Origin of the sequence: Corynebacterium sp. UMB2355A (assembly GCF_033877495.1) — a bacterium.
GTDB classification, from domain to species: domain Bacteria; phylum Actinomycetota; class Actinomycetes; order Mycobacteriales; family Mycobacteriaceae; genus Corynebacterium; species Corynebacterium pseudogenitalium.
In genome coordinates this window covers 377120-396986 of sequence record NZ_CP138855.1, presented here as the reverse complement: position 1 = coordinate 396986, position 19867 = coordinate 377120, and the positions used below count along the sequence as shown (strand labels likewise).

General features: G+C 60.0%; 20 protein-coding genes. 17 read left to right on the top strand and 3 right to left on the bottom strand.

Annotated features, from left to right (window positions below; genetic code table 11):
- Nucleotides 1-6 precede the first annotated feature (6 nt).
- Nucleotides 7-2172, bottom strand: a complete 2166-nt coding sequence (locus tag R0V12_RS01965) for an acyltransferase family protein (RefSeq protein WP_256041678.1) — start codon at nucleotides 2170-2172, stop codon at nucleotides 7-9.
- Between the two features lie 358 nt (nucleotides 2173-2530).
- Here R0V12_RS01965 and rpsP point away from each other — a divergent pair, with 358 nt between their 5' ends.
- The 12 genes from rpsP to R0V12_RS01905 all read left to right on the top strand — a co-directional run bounded on the left by rpsP (nucleotide 2531) and on the right by R0V12_RS01905 (nucleotide 13542).
- The gene (rpsP, locus tag R0V12_RS01960; RefSeq protein ID WP_070362270.1) at nucleotides 2531-3025 is read left to right on the top strand and encodes a 30S ribosomal protein S16; all 495 of its coding nucleotides are present in this window, start codon (nucleotides 2531-2533) and stop codon (nucleotides 3023-3025) included.
- A gap of 90 nt (nucleotides 3026-3115) precedes the next feature.
- Nucleotides 3116-3628 carry a ribosome maturation factor RimM gene (gene rimM, locus R0V12_RS01955; protein ID WP_320072716.1) on the top strand — a complete coding sequence of 171 codons (513 nt, stop codon included), beginning with the start codon at nucleotides 3116-3118 and terminating at the stop codon, nucleotides 3626-3628.
- The gene (trmD, locus tag R0V12_RS01950) at nucleotides 3621-4808 is read left to right on the top strand and encodes a tRNA (guanosine(37)-N1)-methyltransferase TrmD (RefSeq protein ID WP_320072715.1); all 1188 of its coding nucleotides are present in this window, start codon (nucleotides 3621-3623) and stop codon (nucleotides 4806-4808) included. The genes rimM and trmD overlap by 8 nt, the downstream gene beginning before the upstream one ends.
- Nucleotides 4809-4825: 17 nt before the next feature.
- Nucleotides 4826-7126 (top strand): Tex family protein, encoded by a 2301-nt coding sequence (locus tag R0V12_RS01945; protein WP_070976646.1) that lies wholly within the window; start codon nucleotides 4826-4828, stop codon nucleotides 7124-7126.
- A 114-nt stretch (nucleotides 7127-7240) separates the two neighbouring features.
- Nucleotides 7241-7588, top strand: a complete 348-nt coding sequence (rplS, locus tag R0V12_RS01940; protein ID WP_070362274.1) for a 50S ribosomal protein L19 — start codon at nucleotides 7241-7243, stop codon at nucleotides 7586-7588.
- A 119-nt stretch (nucleotides 7589-7707) separates the two neighbouring features.
- Entirely contained in the window at nucleotides 7708-8397 is a 690-nt protein-coding gene (lepB, locus tag R0V12_RS01935; protein ID WP_256000340.1) for a signal peptidase I, read from the top strand.
- Between the two features lie 25 nt (nucleotides 8398-8422).
- The gene (locus R0V12_RS01930; RefSeq protein ID WP_070363483.1) at nucleotides 8423-9067 is read left to right on the top strand and encodes a ribonuclease HII; all 645 of its coding nucleotides are present in this window, start codon (nucleotides 8423-8425) and stop codon (nucleotides 9065-9067) included.
- A complete protein-coding gene (locus tag R0V12_RS01925) occupies nucleotides 9064-9372 on the top strand; it encodes a DUF2469 domain-containing protein (RefSeq protein WP_070362276.1) in 309 nt (102 codons plus the stop codon). The genes R0V12_RS01930 and R0V12_RS01925 overlap by 4 nt, the downstream gene beginning before the upstream one ends.
- A 144-nt stretch (nucleotides 9373-9516) precedes the next feature.
- The gene (locus R0V12_RS01920) at nucleotides 9517-9891 is read left to right on the top strand and encodes a YraN family protein (protein WP_083329535.1); all 375 of its coding nucleotides are present in this window, start codon (nucleotides 9517-9519) and stop codon (nucleotides 9889-9891) included.
- Complete coding sequence (locus R0V12_RS01915; protein WP_320072714.1) at nucleotides 9878-11434, top strand: YifB family Mg chelatase-like AAA ATPase; 1557 nt, start codon at nucleotides 9878-9880, stop codon at nucleotides 11432-11434. Before R0V12_RS01920 ends, R0V12_RS01915 begins: the two co-directional genes overlap by 14 nt.
- A complete protein-coding gene (locus R0V12_RS01910) occupies nucleotides 11431-12615 on the top strand; it encodes a DNA-processing protein DprA (protein WP_320072713.1) in 1185 nt (394 codons plus the stop codon). The genes R0V12_RS01915 and R0V12_RS01910 overlap by 4 nt, the downstream gene beginning before the upstream one ends.
- A gap of 21 nt (nucleotides 12616-12636) precedes the next feature.
- The gene (locus R0V12_RS01905; protein ID WP_256059551.1) at nucleotides 12637-13542 is read left to right on the top strand and encodes a tyrosine recombinase XerC; all 906 of its coding nucleotides are present in this window, start codon (nucleotides 12637-12639) and stop codon (nucleotides 13540-13542) included.
- 4 nt (nucleotides 13543-13546) lie between these two features.
- On the opposite strand, the gene R0V12_RS01900 is transcribed toward R0V12_RS01905, so the two are convergent.
- Nucleotides 13547-14038 (bottom strand): M23 family metallopeptidase, encoded by a 492-nt coding sequence (locus tag R0V12_RS01900; RefSeq protein WP_256059550.1) that lies wholly within the window; start codon nucleotides 14036-14038, stop codon nucleotides 13547-13549.
- Between the two features lie 308 nt (nucleotides 14039-14346).
- Here R0V12_RS01900 and rpsB point away from each other — a divergent pair, with 308 nt between their 5' ends.
- The 3 genes from rpsB to pyrH all read left to right on the top strand — a co-directional run bounded on the left by rpsB (nucleotide 14347) and on the right by pyrH (nucleotide 17131).
- Nucleotides 14347-15261, top strand: coding sequence for a 30S ribosomal protein S2 (gene rpsB / locus R0V12_RS01895; RefSeq protein ID WP_256059549.1), 915 nt, complete (start codon nucleotides 14347-14349; stop codon nucleotides 15259-15261).
- Nucleotides 15262-15428: 167 nt separating this feature from the next.
- Nucleotides 15429-16247 (top strand): translation elongation factor Ts, encoded by an 819-nt coding sequence (gene tsf, locus R0V12_RS01890; RefSeq protein ID WP_070976661.1) that lies wholly within the window; start codon nucleotides 15429-15431, stop codon nucleotides 16245-16247.
- Between the two features lie 200 nt (nucleotides 16248-16447).
- Nucleotides 16448-17131, top strand: a complete 684-nt coding sequence (gene pyrH, locus R0V12_RS01885) for a UMP kinase (protein WP_070362283.1) — start codon at nucleotides 16448-16450, stop codon at nucleotides 17129-17131.
- A 3-nt stretch (nucleotides 17132-17134) separates the two neighbouring features.
- Here pyrH and R0V12_RS01880 read toward each other — a convergent pair whose 3' ends face one another.
- Complete coding sequence (locus tag R0V12_RS01880) at nucleotides 17135-18226, bottom strand: amidase family protein (RefSeq protein ID WP_252930797.1); 1092 nt, start codon at nucleotides 18224-18226, stop codon at nucleotides 17135-17137.
- A 137-nt stretch (nucleotides 18227-18363) separates the two neighbouring features.
- On the opposite strand from R0V12_RS01880, the gene frr reads away from it, so the two are divergent.
- Nucleotides 18364-18921, top strand: coding sequence for a ribosome recycling factor (gene frr, locus R0V12_RS01875; RefSeq protein WP_070362284.1), 558 nt, complete (start codon nucleotides 18364-18366; stop codon nucleotides 18919-18921).
- A 12-nt stretch (nucleotides 18922-18933) separates the two neighbouring features.
- Complete coding sequence (locus R0V12_RS01870) at nucleotides 18934-19863, top strand: phosphatidate cytidylyltransferase (RefSeq protein ID WP_083433144.1); 930 nt, start codon at nucleotides 18934-18936, stop codon at nucleotides 19861-19863.
- Nucleotides 19864-19867: the final 4 nt, after the last annotated feature.

Below are 19867 nucleotides of genomic sequence, written 5' to 3'. Positions count from 1 at the left end.
CGCACGCTACTGCGTAGCGGGTGCGTCCATTTCCAAGCTCGGTGTGGGATCCGTGGCGGGCCCCGGGAGCAGGCCTAGCTCTTCGAAGATCGGCATCAGCTCAGCCCACAGAAGCGGAGCGAGCGTTGCTGCGTAGGCGTTCGAGATGTGGTTCTGGTCGCGGTAGATGTACACGTTGCCACGCTGTGGCGGGCAAAACTTGTCGTCGCAGAACCAGTCAGCGGTATCGATAGACCACTGGTGATTCTCGGGCAAGAGGTACGAGGTTGCTGGGTCCTCGGGCCCGTAGATTGTGCTGCGCAGTGCTGAGCAGTCGCGTTCGGAGGCACCAGCAACGATGCAGAGGTTCGGGTCCATAGGATCGCCTTCTGGGGTGAACATCCATGGGTTATCGCGCAAACCAACGAACGGGATGCCGTAGTAGGCGAAGTTCTGCCACAGGTTCGCGTAGGCGTCGGGGACCTTGTCCGTGGAAAACGCTGCACCGCCTGCGTGGCCCTCGGGGCGTGTGGAGTTTGAAATCACCAGGTCCGGGTTCATCTCGACGATGTTCTGGAACGCAAGCTCCGACCATTGAGCGCATACATCGCTGACGAACTCGTCTCTGTCGGCACCGCCGATGACAATCGGGCACTCCTGCCGTACGTACGGAATGACCCGGAAGTGGTGCTCTTTCCCGAGCTTGTCGAGGGGCACGACGTACGGCTCGATGTGGGACCCGCCGGTCATCACTACAGTGACGTCGGACTCGAGGTCGCCGTACTGGCAGTCGGGACGAGGCATGTCCGTTGCCGGTTGGGGGATCATGATCATGCACTCGTCTACGCCGATAGGTGGGTAGATGCCCGCAATCAGGGCCGGATCGGGCTGTGGCTTGACGTCTGGGACTTCAGCACCAGCAATGGCGAGGGCGCCCGGGTAAAGGTCCTCCGGAAGATCGCGGTCTGCGTCCTCGATGCGCTGATTCCAAAGCGGTTGGATTGCAAAAATAGTGGCAACGAGCACGGAAACCAGCACGCCGCCGCCTGCGCGGCCAATGCCGGTGCGGGTGCGCAGCGTCGAGCGGGCGTCGATAACCGGTGTATCGGTCGATTGCGGGCGCTTGCGGTGTTGACGCAGCGGGTCTTCTACCAGCAGGTGTGTGACGTGTGCGAGTCCGAGCGAAACCGCGATGACGAGGGTGCCAACCCACCACGGAGGAGTCCCGAACCCTCCAGCAAGAGTGACAATGATGAGCAACGGCCAGTGCCAAAGATAGAGGGAATAGGCGATGCTGCCTAGCCACGTCATCGGCTTCGACGCCAGAATGTTTGAGACCGAGTTCTGGTTGCCACTCATGACAATCAGCGCGGCGCCAGTGAGTGGCAGCAGCGTGACAGGGCCGGGGAACGCGAGTGAAGTGGTGACGACGATGCCGGTAATCGAAATCATCACAACGCCAAGGCCCGCAGTCCACGCGGCTGTGCGCTGTGGCAGGAAACGGCTGGTTGGCACGAAGGCAAGCAACCCACCGAGCGCGAGCTCCCACGCACGGGAGAAGGTGGAGTAGTAGTTCTGGCCCGTACCGACGAAGCCGAAGCGCGCAGCGTATGCGAACGAAGCAACGGTGATAATGGCGAGCAGCGTGATCGCGCCTCGCTTGGCAATGACAGCCGGAACTTTGCACTTCCAGATCAAGAAGGCCAGCAGCGTCCCCAACAAAATGGCGAAAACGTAGAACTGGCCCTGCACACTCATTGACCACAGGTGTTGCAGCGGCGAGGTGTCCTGGCTTGCCGCCGCATAATCCGCATCTTGGGCGATCAGCTCCCAGTTTTGGTAGTACAGCATGGAGGCGGTGAACTGCTTGGAGAGTTCCACGCCCATGAGTTCGGGGGCGAGCAGCATCACGCCAAGCATGGTTGCCAGGACAGTGAGCGCAAGTGCTGGAACGAGGCGTCGAATAGTGCGCCACAGTGGCCACCAGGGGTTGAGGCTTGGGTTTGGGCGCATTGCGTAGCGGATCTGGCCGCCGAGGAAGAAGTATCCAGACAGCAGCAAGAAGACGTCGACGCCGCCTGAGACTCGGCCGACGTAGACGTGGAACAAGACGACTAGTGCGATAGCAAAGCCTCGAAGCCCGTCAAGGTCGACGCGGTATGCGGTTGAGCGTTTCGTGCTCGGTGCAGGCATGCTGAAAAACCTCGTGTACTCTCAGATTGTTTCGCGCCCTCATTACGCTTCATGCTATTTTTCGGCGGGCAACTGAAAAGACGATACCCGCAACAGGCAGGCAAATGGTAACTATCTGCCTAGATAACAAGTCCTGTTTGGGAATTGGTTCGCTATGGGGTAACCTCTTTCAGGTTGATTATCTGTGTATGCAGGTTTTGAACAGGACCAAACTGCGTTCGCGTTGGACCCGTCACGTGCAGAGATGCGCGATGTCGCCCAACCAGTCACGCGCAGGGTAAAGAAGAAGGGTTGAACCGGCCCGCCTATCGTGTTGGCGGGTGTCTGTACTGCCCGGTGACCGTAAAGGAAGATTTTCATGGCTGTAAAGATTAAGCTGCAGCGCGTCGGTAAGATCCGTAACGCGCAGTACCGTGTTGTTATCGCTGACGCGAAGGCTCGTCGTGATGGCAAGGTTGTCGAGAACATCGGTATCTACCACCCGAAGCAGGAGCCTTCCCTCATCAAGATCGACTCCGAGCGTGCTCAGTACTGGCTCGGCGTTGGTGCGCAGCCGACCGAGCCTGTGCTCGCTCTGCTGAAGATTACCGGCGACTGGCAGAAGCACAAGGGCCTCGACGGTGCTGAGGGCACCCTCAAGGTTGCTGAGGAGAAGCCATCCAAGCTTGACCTGTTCAACAAGGCTCTCGAGGAGGCCAACAACGGCCCGACCGCTGAGGCGATCACCGAGAAGCGCAAGAAGGCAAAAGAAGAGGCTGAGGCCAAGGCTGCCGCAGAGGCTGAGGCAGCTGCAGCTGCTGAGGCTGCGGAGTCCGCTGAAGAGGAGTCCCCAGCTGAGGAGTCCGAGGACTAATCCGAACCTAGCAACGGCACGTTCCCGATCCGTGTGGTCGGAGGGCGTGCCGTTTTTTGTTTGCGAAGTGGGCGTCGAAAAGTAGGGTAATTGAGCATGGAGCTACTGATTGGTCGGGTCGTGAAGACTCACGGTATTAAGGGCGAAGTCGCGGTGGAAGTGCACACGGACCAGCCCGAGGTTCGCTTCGCGGTGGGCAGCAAGCTGCGCGGTACGCAAACGGGGAAGGAAGTTGAACTCACCGTTGCGACGGCCCGCCCGCACAAAGGACGCCTGTTGCTCAGCTTCGAAGAGGTGCCGGACCGTACCGCCGCTGAGGGGCTGCGAGGGCTGAAGTTCTTCGCGGCGCCGCTTGAACGCGGGGAGGACGCGGACCCGGATGAGTTCTACGATCACGAATTGATTGGACTGAACGTGCGTCTTGATGGGGAGGCGATCGGGCAGGTCACAGGTGTGATGCATACGCCGGGGCGCCAGATTCTGGAGGTTGAGTACGACGGCCGTGAGGTCCTCGTGCCGTTCGTGAGCGATATTGTGCCCGAAGTAGATCTGGAGAAGGGCTTCCTGTCCATCACCCCGCCAGAGGGTTTACTCGATGTCTAGGCACACCTTGAGGCTCGACATTGTCACCATTTTCCCCGAATACCTTGAGCCGCTGCGCCACGCGTTGTTGGGCAAGGCGATTGAGCAGGGGATTGTGAGCGTCCGCGTGCATGATCTTCGACAGTGGGGGCTTGGTGTACATAAGTCTGTCGACGCCCCTCCGCTCGGCGGCGGGCCTGGTATGGTGATGCGCCCGGATGTGTGGGGTGAGGCGCTTGATGCCGTGGCAGCTGGCAACGAAGGCGAAGGGTTGCGTTCCGCCGCACCGCACCGCAATGACAAGGCCCGCCACGATGAGGTCCACGCCGTCGCGCCACGGCCGTATGAAGTTAGTGATGTCCGCGAAGGCGAGTCTGCTGAGCAACCACTGCTGATTGTGCCTACTCCGGCGGGATCTCCGTTTACGCAGCAGGATGCGCAGGCGTGGTCGCGCGAGTCCCACATCGTGTTTGCTTGTGGCCGCTACGAGGGTATTGACCAGCGAGTCTTTGTTGACGCCCAGCAGCGGTACCGGGTGCGCGAGGTCTCTGTCGGCGATTACGTGCTCATCGGCGGGGAGGTGGCTACGTTGGTGATCGCGGAGGCCGTCACCCGCCTGATCCCCGGGGTGCTGGGCAATACGCAAAGCCACGAGGACGATAGTTTTTCCGATGGGTTGCTTGAGGGGCCGAGCTACACAAAGCCACGAACGTGGCGCGGGATCGACGCCCCGGACGTGCTCTTTTCGGGTGATCACGCCAAGGTGGGGCGCTACCGGCGCGATGCATCGCTGCTGCGCACCCAGCAAGTCCGCCCGGAGCTATTGGACGCCGCCGAGCTCGATGAGGATGACGAGTTTGCGCTGTACGGCCGCGACGTCGTGACGGCAATGCAGGTGCTCGTCGACGAGAAGCGCTGGCCGAAGGCGCGCAAGTCTTTGGCCCGTGCGTTGCGCAAGGCTGGTTATCGCGAGCCCAAAATCTCACTGGAGCCGATCGGACCGCACTGCGAGGATGAGTCGATTCTTGAGACCGATTACCTGTTGAAGGAGGGGCATCCGCCTCTTGAGTCTTTGTGCAGGCTCGAGGTGCGCGGCCGCACCGCGCTCGAGCTGGACGCTGCGACGCAAGCGGTGGTCGCAGGCCTGCCCAGAGGCACCTACTGGTACGGATTGACCCGCCTCGTGGATGGGAACGCATAAGCATTAGAATGTCCGGAATGACGTTCATTGCTGAGACCATTGCATCGGAACTCCAGGTAGCGCCACGCCACGTTGAGGCTGCGCTGCAACTGTTGGCAGAGGGGAATACGGTCCCATTCATTTCTCGCTACCGGAAGGAAGCTACAGGTGGCTTGGATGACACACAGCTGCGCCACATTGAGCAGCGCAATGCGTATTTGATCGAGCTTGAGGAGCGCAAGGCTTCGGTCATTGAGGCGATCGAGGAGCAGGGCAAACTCACTGATGAGCTCAAGGCGCTCATCATGGGTGCGGATACGAAGGCGCGCGTCGAGGATCTCTACCTGCCGTATAAGAAGCGCAGGAAGACCAAGGCGGATATCGCGCGTGAGGCCGGTCTCGAGCCGCTCGTTGACTCGCTTATTGACGCCCCTTCGGCCGACGCCGAGACCGAGGCAGCAAGCTATGTCTGTGAGGGGTTCGCCGACACGAAAGCGGTGCTGGACGGTGCCCGCGCGATCTTGGTTGACAGGATCGCCACCGATGCGGATCTCGTCGGCGAGGTCCGCGACAAGGTGTACGAGTCCGGAACGATGCGTTCGAGCGTCGTCGAAGGCAAGGAGAACGAGGGTGCGAAGTTCCGCGACTATTTCGACTTCAGCGAGCCATTCACCTCGTTGCCGTCGCACCGCATTTTAGCGCTGCTGCGCGGAGAGCAGGAAGGCGTGCTTTCGCTGGATTTGGACGCCGGAGATGATGCGGCGTACGAGGGGATGATCGCGAACCGTTTCGACCTTAACTGTGAAAAGAGCCCGTGGCTGGCGAAGGCCGTGCGGTGGGCATGGAAGACAAAGCTGCAGGTCTCTTCTAATTTGGATACGCGGATGCGTCTTAAGGAGCGTGCCGATGAGGCGGCTCTGGACGTCTTCAGCACGAATCTTCGCGATGTGCTGCTGGCCGCTCCTGCCGGTCAACGCGCGACCCTGGCGCTGGATCCGGGTTACAGGAACGGTGTAAAAACAGCGACCGTAGATGGCACGGGGAAGGTGCTCGCAACCGCGATCGTCTACCCACACCAACCGCAGAACCAATGGCAGCAGGCGGTGCAGGTGCTCGCGAACACCGTGGCGGAACACGGCGTGGAGCTCATCGCGATTGGTAACGGCACGGCGTCGCGGGAGACGGAGAAGCTTGCACGAGAGGTCGCGGACATGATCGCAGCAGCGGGCGGGCGCAGGCCTGTTCCGGTGGTGGTGTCGGAATCGGGTGCGTCGGTGTACTCGGCTTCTGAGATCGCGGCTCAGGAGTTTCCGGACATGGATGTGTCACTGCGTTCCGCGGTCTCGATTGGGCGGCGCCTCCAGGACCCGCTTGCGGAGCTGGTCAAGGTCGACCCGAAGTCAATTGGCGTGGGGCAGTACCAGCACGATGTGAATCAGGCGGCGCTCGCGCAGTCGTTGGACGCCGTGGTGGAGGACGCGGTGAACTCAGTCGGGGTGGACGTCAATACGGCGTCGGTACCGCTGCTGGAACGAGTCGCTGGCGTGACGCCGACGATCGCAAAGAACATCGTTGCCTACCGCGATGAACATGGTGTGTTTGCTTCGCGCAAGGAGCTGAAGAAGGTGCCGCGACTTGGGCCGAAGGCCTTCGAGCAGTCGGCCGGCTTCCTACGCATCCAAGGCGGAGAGAATCCGCTTGATGGCTCCGCTGTGCACCCGGAGGCCTACCCCGTTGTGGAGCGCATCGCTCAGCAATCTGGGGTGGACACTGCGGCACTCGTTGGTAACAGCAGAGTGCTGTCGGGTCTACGTCCGCAGGACTTTGCCGACGACACCTTCGGCGTCCCAACCATCACGGATATCTTTGCCGAGTTGGAAAAACCAGGACGGGATCCGCGTCCGGAGTTTAAGACGGCCACTTTTAAAGAAGGCGTACACAAGGTGTCTGACCTCCAGCCGGGCATGATTCTGGAAGGGACGGTCACCAACGTCGCCGCGTTCGGCGCGTTTGTGGACGTCGGCGTGCACCAGGATGGCCTCGTGCACGTGTCTGCGATGAGCCATTCTTTTGTGAAGGACCCGCACGAGGTCGTGCGCTCGGGTGAAGTGGTGAAGGTGAAGGTCCTCGAGGTGGACGTGCAGCGCCAGCGAATTAGCCTCACGCTGCGCCTGGATGATGAGCCGGGGAGCGAACAGAAGCGTGAGTCTTCACGCGGGAAGAAGCCGCAGCAGAAGCCGAGCCGTCAGGGTGGGAAGCGCCAGCGAGGTCGCGCTGGAGGTGCGCCGCAGGGCGGTTCGATGGCGGATGCACTCAAGCGTGCCGGATTTGGGAAGTGACGTGCTCGCATGTAAAATCGTGCGGGTTATTGTAAGCGACATGAACCAGCCGAGCGTCCACCTGTGGAAAAAGCCGCTAGGGTCCTCTGTCCAGAAACGTAAAGGATTGCTTCAATGAGCAACGGCATTATTGATCTTGTAGACGCAGGCCAGCTGCGCGACGATATCCCTGACTTCCGTCCGGGCGATACCCTCGACGTACACGTCAAGGTTATCGAGGGTTCGGTCACCCGTACCCAGGTCTTCACTGGCTTCGTCGTTCGTCGTCAGGGTGACGGCATCCGTGAGACGTTCACGGTCCGCAAGGTTTCCTTCGGTATCGGTGTTGAGCGTACCTTCCCGGTACATTCCCCGAACCTGGAGAAGATTGAGGTCGTCCGCAAGGGTGACGTACGTCGCGCAAAGCTGTACTACATGCGCGACCTGCGCGGCAAGGCTGCCCGCATCAAGGAGCGTCGCTAAGCGCATACCCGCTTCTTGCGCAGCACCCCGCACACTTACGCTTCGTAAGGTGCGGGGTGTTTTGTTGCGCTGCTAGAGTGTTGCGGGTGAACGAAAAGAGCGCATCTGAAGAAAAATCCATGCCGTGGTACATCGAAATCCCGATGGTCGTTGTACTCACCTTGGTGTTCATCTTCATTATTCAGACATTCATTGGCCGCCTCTATGTGATTCCTTCTGCGTCGATGGAGCCGACGTTGCATGGGCAGGACGGCAAGGGTGATCGCATCTTCGTGGAGAAGGTGTCCTACTACTTCTCTGATCCGGAGCCGGGTGACGTCGTCGTGTTTAAGGGGACTGACTCGTGGAATACCGGCTTCGTCACTAACCGCTCCGACAACCCGGCCATTGCTGGTCTGCAGGAGGTGTCCTCCTGGGTGGGGCTGGTGCCGAAGGATGAGAACACGTTGGTCAAGCGCATCATCGCGAAGGGTGGCCAGACGGTGTCCTGCCAGGAGGGGGATCCGGCGGTGATGGTGGATGGAAAGCCGATCGACCAGTCGTACACGCTGCAGCCGAACTACTACCCGGTGGATCCTCAGACTGGGTCCGACGCTTGCGGTGGTAATTATTTCGGCCCGGTAACTGTCCCTGATGGGAACTACTTCATGATGGGTGATAACCGCACGAATTCCGCTGATTCGCGCTACCACCTTGGTGATGAGTACCAGGGCACGATCCCGGAGGAGAACCTTCGCGGAAAAGTTCTTGCGATTGTGTTCCCACTCCAGCGTTTTGGTGGCGTCGACGACCCAGCGATCCAGCAGTAGCCCTACGCTTGGTGTGTGAGCTGTGGTGCGTCGTTTGAAGCAGCTTCGGACGTACGAGGTGGCGCTCGAAAAAGCAGGGCTCGGACCAGTCGTCGGGGTTGACGAGGCCGGCCGGGGCGCCTGCTTCGGGCCACTGACAGTCGCCGCGTGCGTGCTACCACCGCAGCCGATACGGCAACTTGAGGGGTTGACGGATTCCAAGCAGTTGACGGCGAAGCGTCGAGAAGCACTCTTTGACATCATCTGCCAGCACGCGCTCGCGTACTCGATCGTGCACGTGCCCGCCAGCGAGATTGATCACCGCGGGGTGCAGCATGCCAACATTGACGGGGCCCGGCGCGCAGTTGCGCAGCTAGAGACGGAGGCGCGGTACGCGCTTGTCGACGCCTTCCATATCGCGGGTTTGCCCGTACCACAACTGCCGATTATCGGCGGTGACGCGAGTGCCCGGTGCATCGCCGCCGCCAGTGTGCTAGCCAAAGTGAGCCGCGACCATCTCCTCGATGGCTACGCGGAGCAGTACCCGGGGTATGGCTTGGAGCGCCACAAGGGGTATGGCACGAAGGCGCACATGGATGCGGTGCGCCGCCACGGGGCGACGCCGCAACATCGTTATAGTTATGCCAATGTGAGAACTGCCGTTGAGATTTACGAAGGGGGCACCGCATGAGTGCTGAGGATCTGGACAATTACGAGGCCGACGTCGAGCTGTCGCTGTATCGCGAGTATCGAGACGTCGCGAGCCAGTTCTCGTTTGTTGTGGAGACGGAGCGTCGTTTCTACCTTGCGAATGCTGTCGAGTTGATCCCGCACAAAGACGGCAACGATGTGTACTACGAGGTCCGTATGTCGGATTGTTGGGTGTGGGACATGTACCGTGCGGTGCGTTTTGTGCGCTACGTCCGCGTAATTACGTACAAGGATGTCAATATCGAGGAGCTAGACAAGCCGGACATCACGTTCCCTAATTCGTAGTCTGCGTTTCGACGTCCCCTCCGCCCCTCCCGCGTGTTGCCTGTAAGGAACCGCGGGAGGGGTTTTTGCGTCTAAACACTTACGCCTCTGGTGCGCCTGGAGGTGTGTGCAAACGAACAAGGATGTGAAGAAGGGAACGAAGTTATGCAGAAACCGTGCATGGACCAGTACCAGCTTGGCCGTCTAGGGGAAGATGCCGTACTGGAGGAGTATTTAGCGTTGGGCTACACGTGCCTTGGCAGGCGGGTGCGATTACGGCATGGCGAAATTGACCTGATTATGCAGGACTCTTACGGCACCGTGGTGTTCGTAGAGGTGAAAACTCGTCGTTTACCGGGGTTTGGTTCGGTTGAGGCGGTGCACGCGAAGAAGATGATGGCAATGCGTAACGCGGCTGCTGAGTGGTTGCGCAGCACTGAGGGGTTCTACGAAGTCCGGTTCGACGTCGTGGAGGCGATGTATCACGAGGACGGCTTCGAGTTTGAGTTCATCATGGGGGTCGAAGATGCCGCTTGCTAGTACGTTGAGTGCCACGGTTGAGGGTATTCGGGCGCGCATCGTACGCGTGGAGGCCAACGTCGGGCCAGGGTTACCAGGAATGCATATTGTTGGGCTCGCCGATGCTGCCGTGAAAGAATCCCGCGAGCGAATCCGTACCGCCTGCCGTAATAGTTCACTGCCGTGGCCGAAGACGAAGGCGATGGTGTCGCTGTCGCCGGCGCACCTGCCGAAGGCTGGTTCGCAGTTTGACTTGCCGATTGCGTTGGCGGTGATGGGGAGCCTAGATCCACGCGCTCAACAGGCACTATCGCGAACATTTTTTGTAGGAGAGTTGGCGCTGGATGGCAGCTTGCGGCCTGTACCGGAAGTGCTTCCGATGCTGCTGGCGGCCCAGGAGCTGCTTGTTCAGGAGGGTGGAATTGACCGCATTGTGGTTCCGCGCGCGAACGAGCACCAGGCACAGCTCGTGTCACGCGGAGACATCGTGCTGGCGGACTCGCTGGCGCAGGTGTGGGCGTGGCTGGTCGGGGAAGAGGTGCTTGAAGTAGCTTCTGTGGGTGCGCCAAGCATTGAGCAAGGACGACAGCCGGACTTCGCAGACATCGCAGGGCAAGGCCCCGAGCGAAGGATTATGGAAGTCGCCGCGGCCGGTGCGCATCACATGCTAATGATCGGACCACCCGGCTCAGGCAAGTCCATGCTTGCAGAGCGTCTCCCATCCATCCTCCCCGCAATGGACGTCGAAGAAATGGTCACGTCCACAGCGATTCACGCAGCTGCCGGGATCGCCGGGGGAGAGCTGATTGCGCACCGCCCGTTCATCGCGCCGGACCCGTCGCTTTCCAAGGCGCAACTCATCGGGGGAGGCAGCGGGATTCCTCGCCCCGGCGCGGTCAGTCAAGCCCATAACGGTGTGCTGTTTCTCGACGAAGCCTCTGAGATCGCGTCCGCTACCCTCGATGCGTTGCGCATTCCCCTGGAGAAAGGCGAGGTGCGCCTGCGACGCAGCAACCGCGACGTCGTCTTTCCAGCCGACTTCCAGCTCATCCTCGCGATGAATCCATGCCCGTGTGGAAAACCAGCGAACCGCTGTCGGTGCTCCGGGGCGCAGCGTGCGCGGTATGCGCGAAGTATTTCGGGTCCGCTGCGGGACCGGCTGGATATTGTCTGCAGGACTTCGCTGGATAACGCCGTGCTAAACCCAAACGGGGCAGAGTCTTCCACGGCCATCGCCCAGCGTGTGTCAGAGGCACGGGACCGTGCGGCACATCGGTGGCGGACGTGCGAGGAACACACGAACGGGGCGTTGACGAATGCGCGCGTGCCGGGGCCGTGGCTGCGTCGATACTTCCCGGCGGAAGATTCCGCGATGATGTTCCTCTCCTCGATGCTTGCGCGCGGGGAGGTCAGCCAGCGCGGTATCGACCGCATCCTGAAATTGTCGTGGACCTTGGCGGATCTCACTGGCGCACAGTGCCCACACCTCGGGCACGTCGCTGAGGCCGTCGATCTTCGAGACGACCAGACCTTGCTTTCAGCACGTCAGGAGGCATCGGCATGAGCGCGCTTGAATCATGGGCCTACCTCAACCGTGTCATCGAGGGGCCGTCGACGGCGCTATGGGCACTGCGAAACGAAGGCTATACCGCTGACGAAATCGCCGAAGGCGTGCGCACACGAGCGCCCTGGCTCGGTGACCTCGCCGCCGACACCGATGCGAGGTACACCTGGGACCAGCCAGCAGAAGACCTAGCCACTGCAGCGGAGCATGGGTACACACTCATCACACCGGAATCGCCCGAGTGGCCTCGCGAACGGATCTATGACTCCTTCAATCTCGGTGCAAAGATGAGTCGGGATGGCGAAGGTGCTCCGATACGTGCAGACGGGGTTCCGCCACACGCCCTCTGGGTTCGAGGAAATACCAACCTGCCGGAGCTATTGGAAAACTCGATCGCGATCGTCGGCACACGAGCGCTGAGCGCATATGGACATTCAGCCACCCGTGACATCGTGCACGGACTGAAGCGCTGGGGATACACCATCGTCTCCGGCGGCGCGCTCGGTATTGATGCGGCAGCCCACGATGCGGCCCTCGAGGCGGGACTGCCAACTGTGGTGTTCGCCGCATGCGGGCCGGGTATCACCTACCCGAGGCGCCACAAACAGCTATTTGATCGCATCGTGGCGGCAGGGGGAGCGATCATCACCGAATACAGCCCTGGCATGGCCCCTGAGCGACACCGCTTCCTCACCCGAAACCGACTCGTCGCTGGGTTCACCCAGGCCACGCTAGTGATAGAAGCCGCCTACCGCTCCGGGGCGCTCAGCACGTTGCGCTGGGCGCAGTACTACCAACGCGGGACGCTTGCGGTACCTGGGCCGATAACCACCGCCGGATCTGTCGGCACCAATCTCGCCATCTATAAGGGGGAGGCCACGATGGTGCTCAACGCGACCTACGTCCACGAGGCGATCCGCCTCGAGAACGGACTGGATGCAGAACAAGAACTTGCGGACAACAATGTAGCTTCGCCCCTCCAGCTCCTGACCCGCACCGAGATGCGCATCTACGATGCCACGCCAAAGCATCATCGCGACGGGCTTGTAGCGGAGGAGATTGCAGGTGCCGCCGCGCTATCCCTCCAAGTCACCATCAACACGCTCATTGAGCTGCAAGGTAAGGGACTGATCCAGCGGGAAGGCCAGCTGTGGCGACGAAGCGACACAGCCAAACCCTAAGGTACCGATACAATACGGGACATGAGTAGCAGCCACGATCAGTCGTCCACCCAGTTTCTCACCGCGGTGGACGACTTCATCGATTACTGCCAACACGTCAAAAACCGCGCCGCGGCGACCTGCAAGAGCTACAAATCGGATCTCACCACACTCGCGCCGTACACACCAGATCTCAACGCATTCACCATCGACGCTCTACGCCACTGGCTCGCCGACGCAGTCCAAGCCGGCAAAGCCCGCTCCACCATCTCGCGCCGCACCGCATCCGCGCGCGCCTTCTCCACCTGGGCTTACCAACACGGCTACATCGCAAAGGACGAAGCAGCCCGCCTGCGCACCCCGAAAGAACAGCGCAAACTACCCACCGTGCTCAGCGCCCCCGCTACCGAGGAACTCATCCGCCCCCACGGCGACACACCAGAAGACATCCGCGACACCGCCATCCTCGAACTGCTCTACGCCAGCGCAATCCGCGTCGGCGAACTCGTCGCCCTCAACATCGACGACCTCGACTTCCATACCAACACCGCAAAAGTCACTGGCAAAGGCAACAAACAACGCATCGTTCCCTTCGGAAACAACGCACACGAGGCACTCACCACATGGCTTCACGACGCCCGGCCAGCCCTCACCAATAGTGCTAACGCGGGGGCCGAACCGCTGTTCGTTGGCACCCAGGGAAAGCGCATCGACCAACGCCAAGTTCGCCGAATCGTCGAGCGCGCCGGGCTGCAAGCGGGGCAGGCGAGTATCACGCCACACTCGTTGCGGCACACAGCGGCCACGCAAATGCTTGAAGGCGGCGCCGACCTACGAATGGTGCAAGAAATGCTCGGGCACTCTAGCCTGCAAACCACGCAGATATACACGCACGTCTCCTCACAGCGGCTCACGCAGATTTACAACCAGGCGCACCCCAGGGCATGATTCTCTAGCTGGTTGGCTTCAACCGAATGGTGGGCGTCGATAAGAGGGAAAGCGGATTGATGTAAGTGTCTTTCGCGATGAGTGCGCCCCAGTGCAGCCCGTCCTGGAGATGTGCTTGCGGCCCCGTCGGCCGTGCCAGCGTCCCAATCGTATCGCCGAGTTTTACTTCGTCGCCTTGCCGCACACGCGCGTGTACAGGCTGGTACGTCGTACGGATGCCATCTGGGTGATCAATACTGATAATGGGCGTGCCTGCTACCTTGCCTACGAAAGCGACTGTCCCGTTGTCTGCTGCTAGAACAGTGGCTCCGACGCGTAGCGCAAGATCAACCCCGCGGTGCCCCGGCATCCAGTTCTTCTCCGGGATCTCTGCGGGCCGTGTAATCCGGGTCGCGTAGGGCAGCCCCGTGGTGGGGTCGACGTACGCAAGAACCTGAGGCGCCAAGCACCACGTGCAAAGTAGGGGAGCAATGGCCGCGAGTAAGCGTGTGAACATGTGCATGCTGCCATTGAGCCCTGAAACCGCGGTAGTGGACAAGGCTGTGGGCATGCAGCCTGTGGAGAAAAACTGGCCTGTGGATAAAGCTCAGGGTTTGTGCAGGTCAAATTAGGTAATCGAGGGATAGTCGACTATGCTTGGCAAGGCAACTTTTCGAAGTTGACTACGCGCGCCGAATAACGCCAGCTCAGCGTTGGTCCCACAGTATGAGGGTGTTGAGCGGGTGCGGTGCTAGGGCGAGGGATAAAAACCCTTGCAGTACATGAACATTAACCGAACGAGATTACTCCAAAGGAGAAATTCCCATGGCAGTTGTAACCATGCGCGAACTCCTCGACGCAGGTGTCCACTTTGGCCACCAGACGCGTCGTTGGAACCCGAAGATGCGTCGCTTCATCTTCACCGACCGCAACGGCATTTACATCATCGACTTGCAGCAGACGCTGACCTACATTGACGAGGCTTTCGAGTTCGTCAAGGAGACCGTTGCACACGGCGGCACGATCCTGTTTGTTGGTACGAAGAAGCAGGCGCAGGAGCCTATTCAGGAAGAGGCTCAGCGCGTTGGTATGCCATACGTAACGCACCGCTGGCTCGGTGGCATGCTCACCAACTTCCAGACCGTTTCCAAGCGTATCGCCCGTATGAAGGAGCTCCAGGCTATGGACGCTGCTGAGAACGGCTACGCAGGTCGCGGCAAGAAGGAAGTTCTGATGCTGACCCGCGAGCGCCAGAAGCTCGAGCGTGTCCTCGGTGGCATCGCTGACATGACCAAGGCACCTTCTGCTCTGTGGGTTGTTGACACGAACAAGGAGCACATCGCGGTCAACGAGGCAGAGAAGCTGCGTATCCCGGTTGTTGCTGTTCTTGACACCAACTGCGATCCGGACGACGTCAACTTCCCAATCCCGGGTAACGACGACGCCATCGGCGCGGTCAAGATCCTGACCCACATCATCGGCGAGGCAGTCATCGCTGGTAAGCGGCAGCGCGAAGAGCGTCAGCTGGCTTCCGCACGTGAGGCTGCAGGCGACACCGACGCTAAGCACCAGGCAGAGGTTGCAGAGGCCGCTGCTCAGGCAGCCGCATCCGCTGAGGTTTCCGCTGCAGACGCTGCGAAGGCAGCCGCTGAGGCTGAAGCTGCTGCGCCACAGGAGGTTGCACCAGTCGAGCAGCCACACGCTGTTCGCGCTGCAGAGCAAGCTCAGCAGGCTAAGTAACTCCGCTCGCAGGACGCGCGAAACGTGTATCCTGCATAAGCGAGTGTGACACCCCGCGTCCTGTTCACGTCCTGGATTATGGGCGCGAATTGGGCGTGGGGTGTTTTGCTTGAAGCATAATTTTACGACGTATTTATCCACTACTGTACGAGGAGGATCGCCCGAATATGGCGAACTACACTGCTGCTGACGTAAAGAAGCTGCGCGAAACCACCGGCTCCGGCATGCTCGACTGCAAGAAGGCGCTGGAGGAGACCAGCGGCGACTTCGAGAAGGCTGTTGAGCTGCTCCGCATCAAGGGTGCAAAGGACGTGGGCAAGCGCGCAGAGCGCAATGCTCTCGAGGGCCTCGTCGCTGTCTCCGGCAACACTATCGTCGAGATCAACTCGGAGACGGACTTCGTTGCTAAGAACGACGAGTTCAAGACCATCGCTGGCAAGATTGCTGACGCTGCTGCAGCAGCGAAGGCAAACAGCCAGGAGGAGCTGGCAAACGCTGATGTCGACGGCGAGACCGCCCACGACGTTCTTGAGCGCCTCTCCGCAAAGATTGGCGAGAAGCTGGAGCTGCGCCGCGCTGCCACCATCGAGGGTGAGCAGCTGGCGAAGTATCTGCACCAGCGTTCCGCTGACCTGCCACCAGCTGTTGGCGTTTTGGTTGCTTACAAGGGCGACAACGCTGAGGCTGCACACCAGGTTGCGCTGCAGATCGCTGCGATGAAGGCTCGCTACCTCAAGGAAGAGGACATTCCGGCCGAGGTCGTCGAGAAGGAGCGCGCTGTTCAGGAAGAGATCACCCGCAACGAGGGTAAGCCTGAGGCAGCTATCGAGAAGATCGTCCAGGGCCGCATGGGCGGCTTCTTCAAGGACGTTGTTCTTCTGGACCAGCCGTCACTTGCTGACTCCAAGAAGACCGTGAAGCAGTTCACGGAGGAGAGCGGCATTGAGGTCACCGACTTCGTTCGCTTCGAGGTTGGCCAGGCATAAGCCTGATGCTTTTTACCGTCGGCGTTGAGGGGTTACCCTCCGCCGGCGGTTTCTTTATGCCCGGTTGCTACAAACCGGACTGAGATCGCTAAGATCGGTCGAGAACAGAATTGTCCTCTACGGCTCGAATTGGCCAACTCTCAAGGAGTGTCCTCACAGTGTCAGAACTTGCGTCTACCCGCACAGGATTCAAACGCGTCATGCTCAAGCTGGGCGGTGAAATGTTCGGCGGTGGAAAGGTTGGTATCGATCCGGACGTCGTCGAAAGCGTTGCTGCACAGATTGCCGAAGTCGCCCAGTCCGGAACCGAAGTAGCGGTAGTGATTGGCGGCGGCAACTTCTTCCGCGGTGCAGAGCTGCAAAAGCGTGGCCTTGACCGTGCACGCTCCGACTACATGGGCATGCTCGGCACGGTGATGAACTGCCTGGCGCTCCAGGACTTCCTGCAGCAGAAGGGCGTCGACTGCCGCGTTCAGACTTCCATCAATATGGCGCAGATCGCTGAGCCCTATTTGCCGCTTCGTGCAGTGCGTCACCTGGAGAAGGGGCGCGTCGTCATCTTCGGTGCTGGCATGGGAATGCCGTACTTCTCTACGGATACCACCGCCGCGCAACGCGCCCTGGAAATTGGTTGCGAGGTGCTCCTGATGGCGAAGGGGGTTGACGGAGTCTACGACGACGACCCTCGAACCAACCCAGACGCACAGCTCTACAGCGAGGTTTCTCCCCGCGAGGTGCTCGAAAAGGAACTCAAGGTTGCCGATGCCACCGCGTTTTCGCTGTGCATGGACAACAACATGCCGATCCTCGTGTTCAACCTGCTCAAGGAAGGCAACATTGCCCGCGCGGTATCCGGCGAGCAGATCGGTACCCTTGTTTCCTAAGAATTAATCGGGCAGCCCAAAATGTTCGACGGTGCGCGCTACCGAAAGTAGCGCGCGTCCGCCAACTGTGACTGACCCAAGGTGGAGCGCCCCGACTGCGACAGCGGGGCTGCCCATCACATTGAACAGCGTGCACCAGGGCGTCCACACTGTTTGTTGGTAAAAGCTCTCATCCGGGGCGAGGGAAGAGAAGTAGCCAATTGGTGGGGGATCAAACGCAATCGTGGGGGTGAGCACGATATCCACGTCCCACTCGTGCTGTACGTGTCTAAGTAGGTGCGCGAAGTGGTCATTCGCTGAAAATAGTTCTTCTGGAGTTACTGCGCAACCTTGTGCGTGCATCCATGCGAGGTAGTGATTGTCGAGTGGCTCTACGTTGCGGAAGCTGCTCGTGATGCGGTGTCTGAAGTGCTCAAACGTTGATTGTGCATCCGCATAGGGGCGAAGAGACACTACATCATGGTGTTTCCCGAGCTCACGTGCAGCGGCCTCTAGGGCATCACCGCGGCTCGTTGAAACAGTGGTGTTGGCGAAGAGGCCGTCGATAAGTACTCCGATGCGCAGTTTGCGTACCGCGGTGGGGTGATGTCCGTACAACTCAAACTGGTCTGCGACGCTGCGCGTGATAAAACCATTCGCGACTGCCCCGCGTGTTCCAGGCTTGTAACCAACGGCACCGCAGGCTGCAGCCGGGACTCGCAAGGACCCTCCAGCGTCCGTGCCGTGTGCAGCACGGTACAGCCCACTGCCCACGAGCACTCCGGCGCCTGCTGAAGAACCACCGGGCGTGCACCCAGGGAACATGGGGGACTCTAAAAGTGGTGAGTGGACTTCTTCGGCGTAGCACGTCGCCCCTAGCTCGGCTGTCAGTGACTTTCCAGGGATGGCTGCCCCAGACTCAAGCAGTGCTGCGACGATTGGGCTGTGCTCTTCCGCGATGACGCTGCGTGACGGGTTGCCGTGCGTGGTGGGCATTCCAGCGACATCCGTTCCGTCTTTGATGGGGATTTGCCACGATGAAAGTCGGCCCTCAGCAGTGCGCAATGGAGTCGGGTGTGTATAGACCATCGCGGCACTGGCGGGGGAGTAAAGCATGGGGACAGTCTAGGCGTAACTTGCCTTGAATTCTGCCGTTCCCCGTCAAGCCACGACACGGCTGGGAGTGAAACGCTGGTAGATTGGTGTGCGACTTATTTGTCCCGAACGCTTTGTACAGAAGAAGTGGAGTAAAAATGATTGATGACGTGTTGCTTGATGCCGAAGAGCGTATGAGCGCTTCTGTCGATTTCACCCGCGATGACCTCGTAACGATTCGGACTGGTCGCGCTAACCCTGCCATGTTTAATGGCGTCATGGCTGATTTTTACGGTGCACCAACCCCGATCAACCAGATGGCGACGATCTCTGTTCCGGAGCCACGCATGCTGCTGATCAAGCCGTACGACATGTCAACGCTCAAGGAAATTGAGACTGCCATCCGCAACTCTGATCTCGGCGTCAACCCGACCGATGACGGGCAAGTCATTCGCGTCACGATCCCACAGCTGACGGAAGATCGTCGCCGTGACCTGGTCAAGCAGGCCAAGCAGAAAGGTGAGGACGGCAAGATCGCTATCCGTAACGTCCGCCGTCACGGTATGGAAGCACTGAAGAAGATCCAGAAGGACGGCGACGCCGGCGAGGACGAAGTGCAGACCGCAGAAAAGGCACTGGACAAGACCACCCAGGGCTACGTGGCACAGATCGATGAGCTAGTTCAGCGCAAGGAAGCCGAGCTGATGGAGGTCTAAGCAGACCTTTCGATGAATAGAAAGCACCGCTACGTGAAACACTCGACAGATCAGTCAGGACCATCGGGCTGGCCCCGCATCGCGCCGCCCAAGCCGAAAAATGATGCGGGTCGCGACCTGCCAGCCGCCATCACGACCGGGGTCATCCTCGGCGCTGTGGTGATCGCTGCTGTGTGGGTTGGCCCTATGGCCTGGTATCCGCTTGTCGCCATCGCTGTAGCAGGTGGGATGTGGGAGGTGCTTACCCGTCTGCGGGAAGCGGGCTACCAGCAGCCGCGCACACTGCTGATCATCCTCGGTCAGATCATGGTGTGGTCCTCCGCTGCCTACAAAACCGCTGGCGTAGTTGGCGCTTTCGCGTTCACAGTGCTGTTCCTGATGTTTTGGCGGCTGTTCGACCACGGCAGGCACCAAACGCCGACCAACTATCTCCGCGACACCGCCGTGGGAGTGTTCGTCCTGGCGTGGATTCCACTGTTTGGAAGCTTCGCTGCGATGGTTTCACTTATCGACGAAGGCTCCGTCAGTGGTTCAGCGTTTATTGTCGCGTTCATGTGCTGCGTGGTGGCGTCTGACGTTGGGGGGTACGCTGCAGGCGTGATGTTTGGTGCGCACCCGATGGCGCCGGCTGTAAGCCCGAAGAAGTCCTGGGAAGGATTTGCGGGCTCGATGATATTCGGGATCATTGCAGGCGTCGCGGTGGTCACGCTACTGATCAAGGGCCCGTGGTGGATGGGGATCCTTTTGGGTGCCGCACTGGTTATGTGCGCCACTATGGGTGATCTCGTCGAAAGCCAATTCAAGCGTGAACTCGGTATCAAGGATATGTCCCAGATACTGCCTGGACACGGCGGAATCATGGATCGCTTAGACGGTATGTTGCCAGCAGCGTGCGCAACGTACATTCTGCTCAGCGCTTCCGCATTGATGAATCCGTTCTAACGTG

Coding starts and splice junctions, on each gene's coding strand:
- frr (WP_070362284.1), top strand. CDS start 18,364: ATGATTGATGACGTGTTGCTTGATGCCGAAGAGCGTATGAGCGCTTCT.
- lepB (WP_256000340.1), top strand. CDS start 7,708: ATGCCGTGGTACATCGAAATCCCGATGGTCGTTGTACTCACCTTGGTG.
- R0V12_RS01870 (WP_083433144.1), top strand. CDS start 18,934: ATGAATAGAAAGCACCGCTACGTGAAACACTCGACAGATCAGTCAGGA.
- rpsP (WP_070362270.1), top strand. CDS start 2,531: ATGGCTGTAAAGATTAAGCTGCAGCGCGTCGGTAAGATCCGTAACGCG.
- rpsB (WP_256059549.1), top strand. CDS start 14,347: ATGGCAGTTGTAACCATGCGCGAACTCCTCGACGCAGGTGTCCACTTT.
- R0V12_RS01880 (WP_252930797.1), bottom strand. CDS start 18,226: ATGCTTTACTCCCCCGCCAGTGCCGCGATGGTCTATACACACCCGACT.
- R0V12_RS01965 (WP_256041678.1), bottom strand. CDS start 2,172: ATGCCTGCACCGAGCACGAAACGCTCAACCGCATACCGCGTCGACCTT.
- trmD (WP_320072715.1), top strand. CDS start 3,621: ATGTCTAGGCACACCTTGAGGCTCGACATTGTCACCATTTTCCCCGAA.
- R0V12_RS01925 (WP_070362276.1), top strand. CDS start 9,064: ATGAGTGCTGAGGATCTGGACAATTACGAGGCCGACGTCGAGCTGTCG.
- rplS (WP_070362274.1), top strand. CDS start 7,241: ATGAGCAACGGCATTATTGATCTTGTAGACGCAGGCCAGCTGCGCGAC.
- R0V12_RS01910 (WP_320072713.1), top strand. CDS start 11,431: ATGAGCGCGCTTGAATCATGGGCCTACCTCAACCGTGTCATCGAGGGG.
- R0V12_RS01905 (WP_256059551.1), top strand. CDS start 12,637: ATGAGTAGCAGCCACGATCAGTCGTCCACCCAGTTTCTCACCGCGGTG.
- pyrH (WP_070362283.1), top strand. CDS start 16,448: ATGCTCAAGCTGGGCGGTGAAATGTTCGGCGGTGGAAAGGTTGGTATC.
- R0V12_RS01945 (WP_070976646.1), top strand. CDS start 4,826: ATGACGTTCATTGCTGAGACCATTGCATCGGAACTCCAGGTAGCGCCA.
- R0V12_RS01915 (WP_320072714.1), top strand. CDS start 9,878: ATGCCGCTTGCTAGTACGTTGAGTGCCACGGTTGAGGGTATTCGGGCG.
- R0V12_RS01900 (WP_256059550.1), bottom strand. CDS start 14,038: ATGTTCACACGCTTACTCGCGGCCATTGCTCCCCTACTTTGCACGTGG.
- R0V12_RS01920 (WP_083329535.1), top strand. CDS start 9,517: ATGCAGAAACCGTGCATGGACCAGTACCAGCTTGGCCGTCTAGGGGAA.
- tsf (WP_070976661.1), top strand. CDS start 15,429: ATGGCGAACTACACTGCTGCTGACGTAAAGAAGCTGCGCGAAACCACC.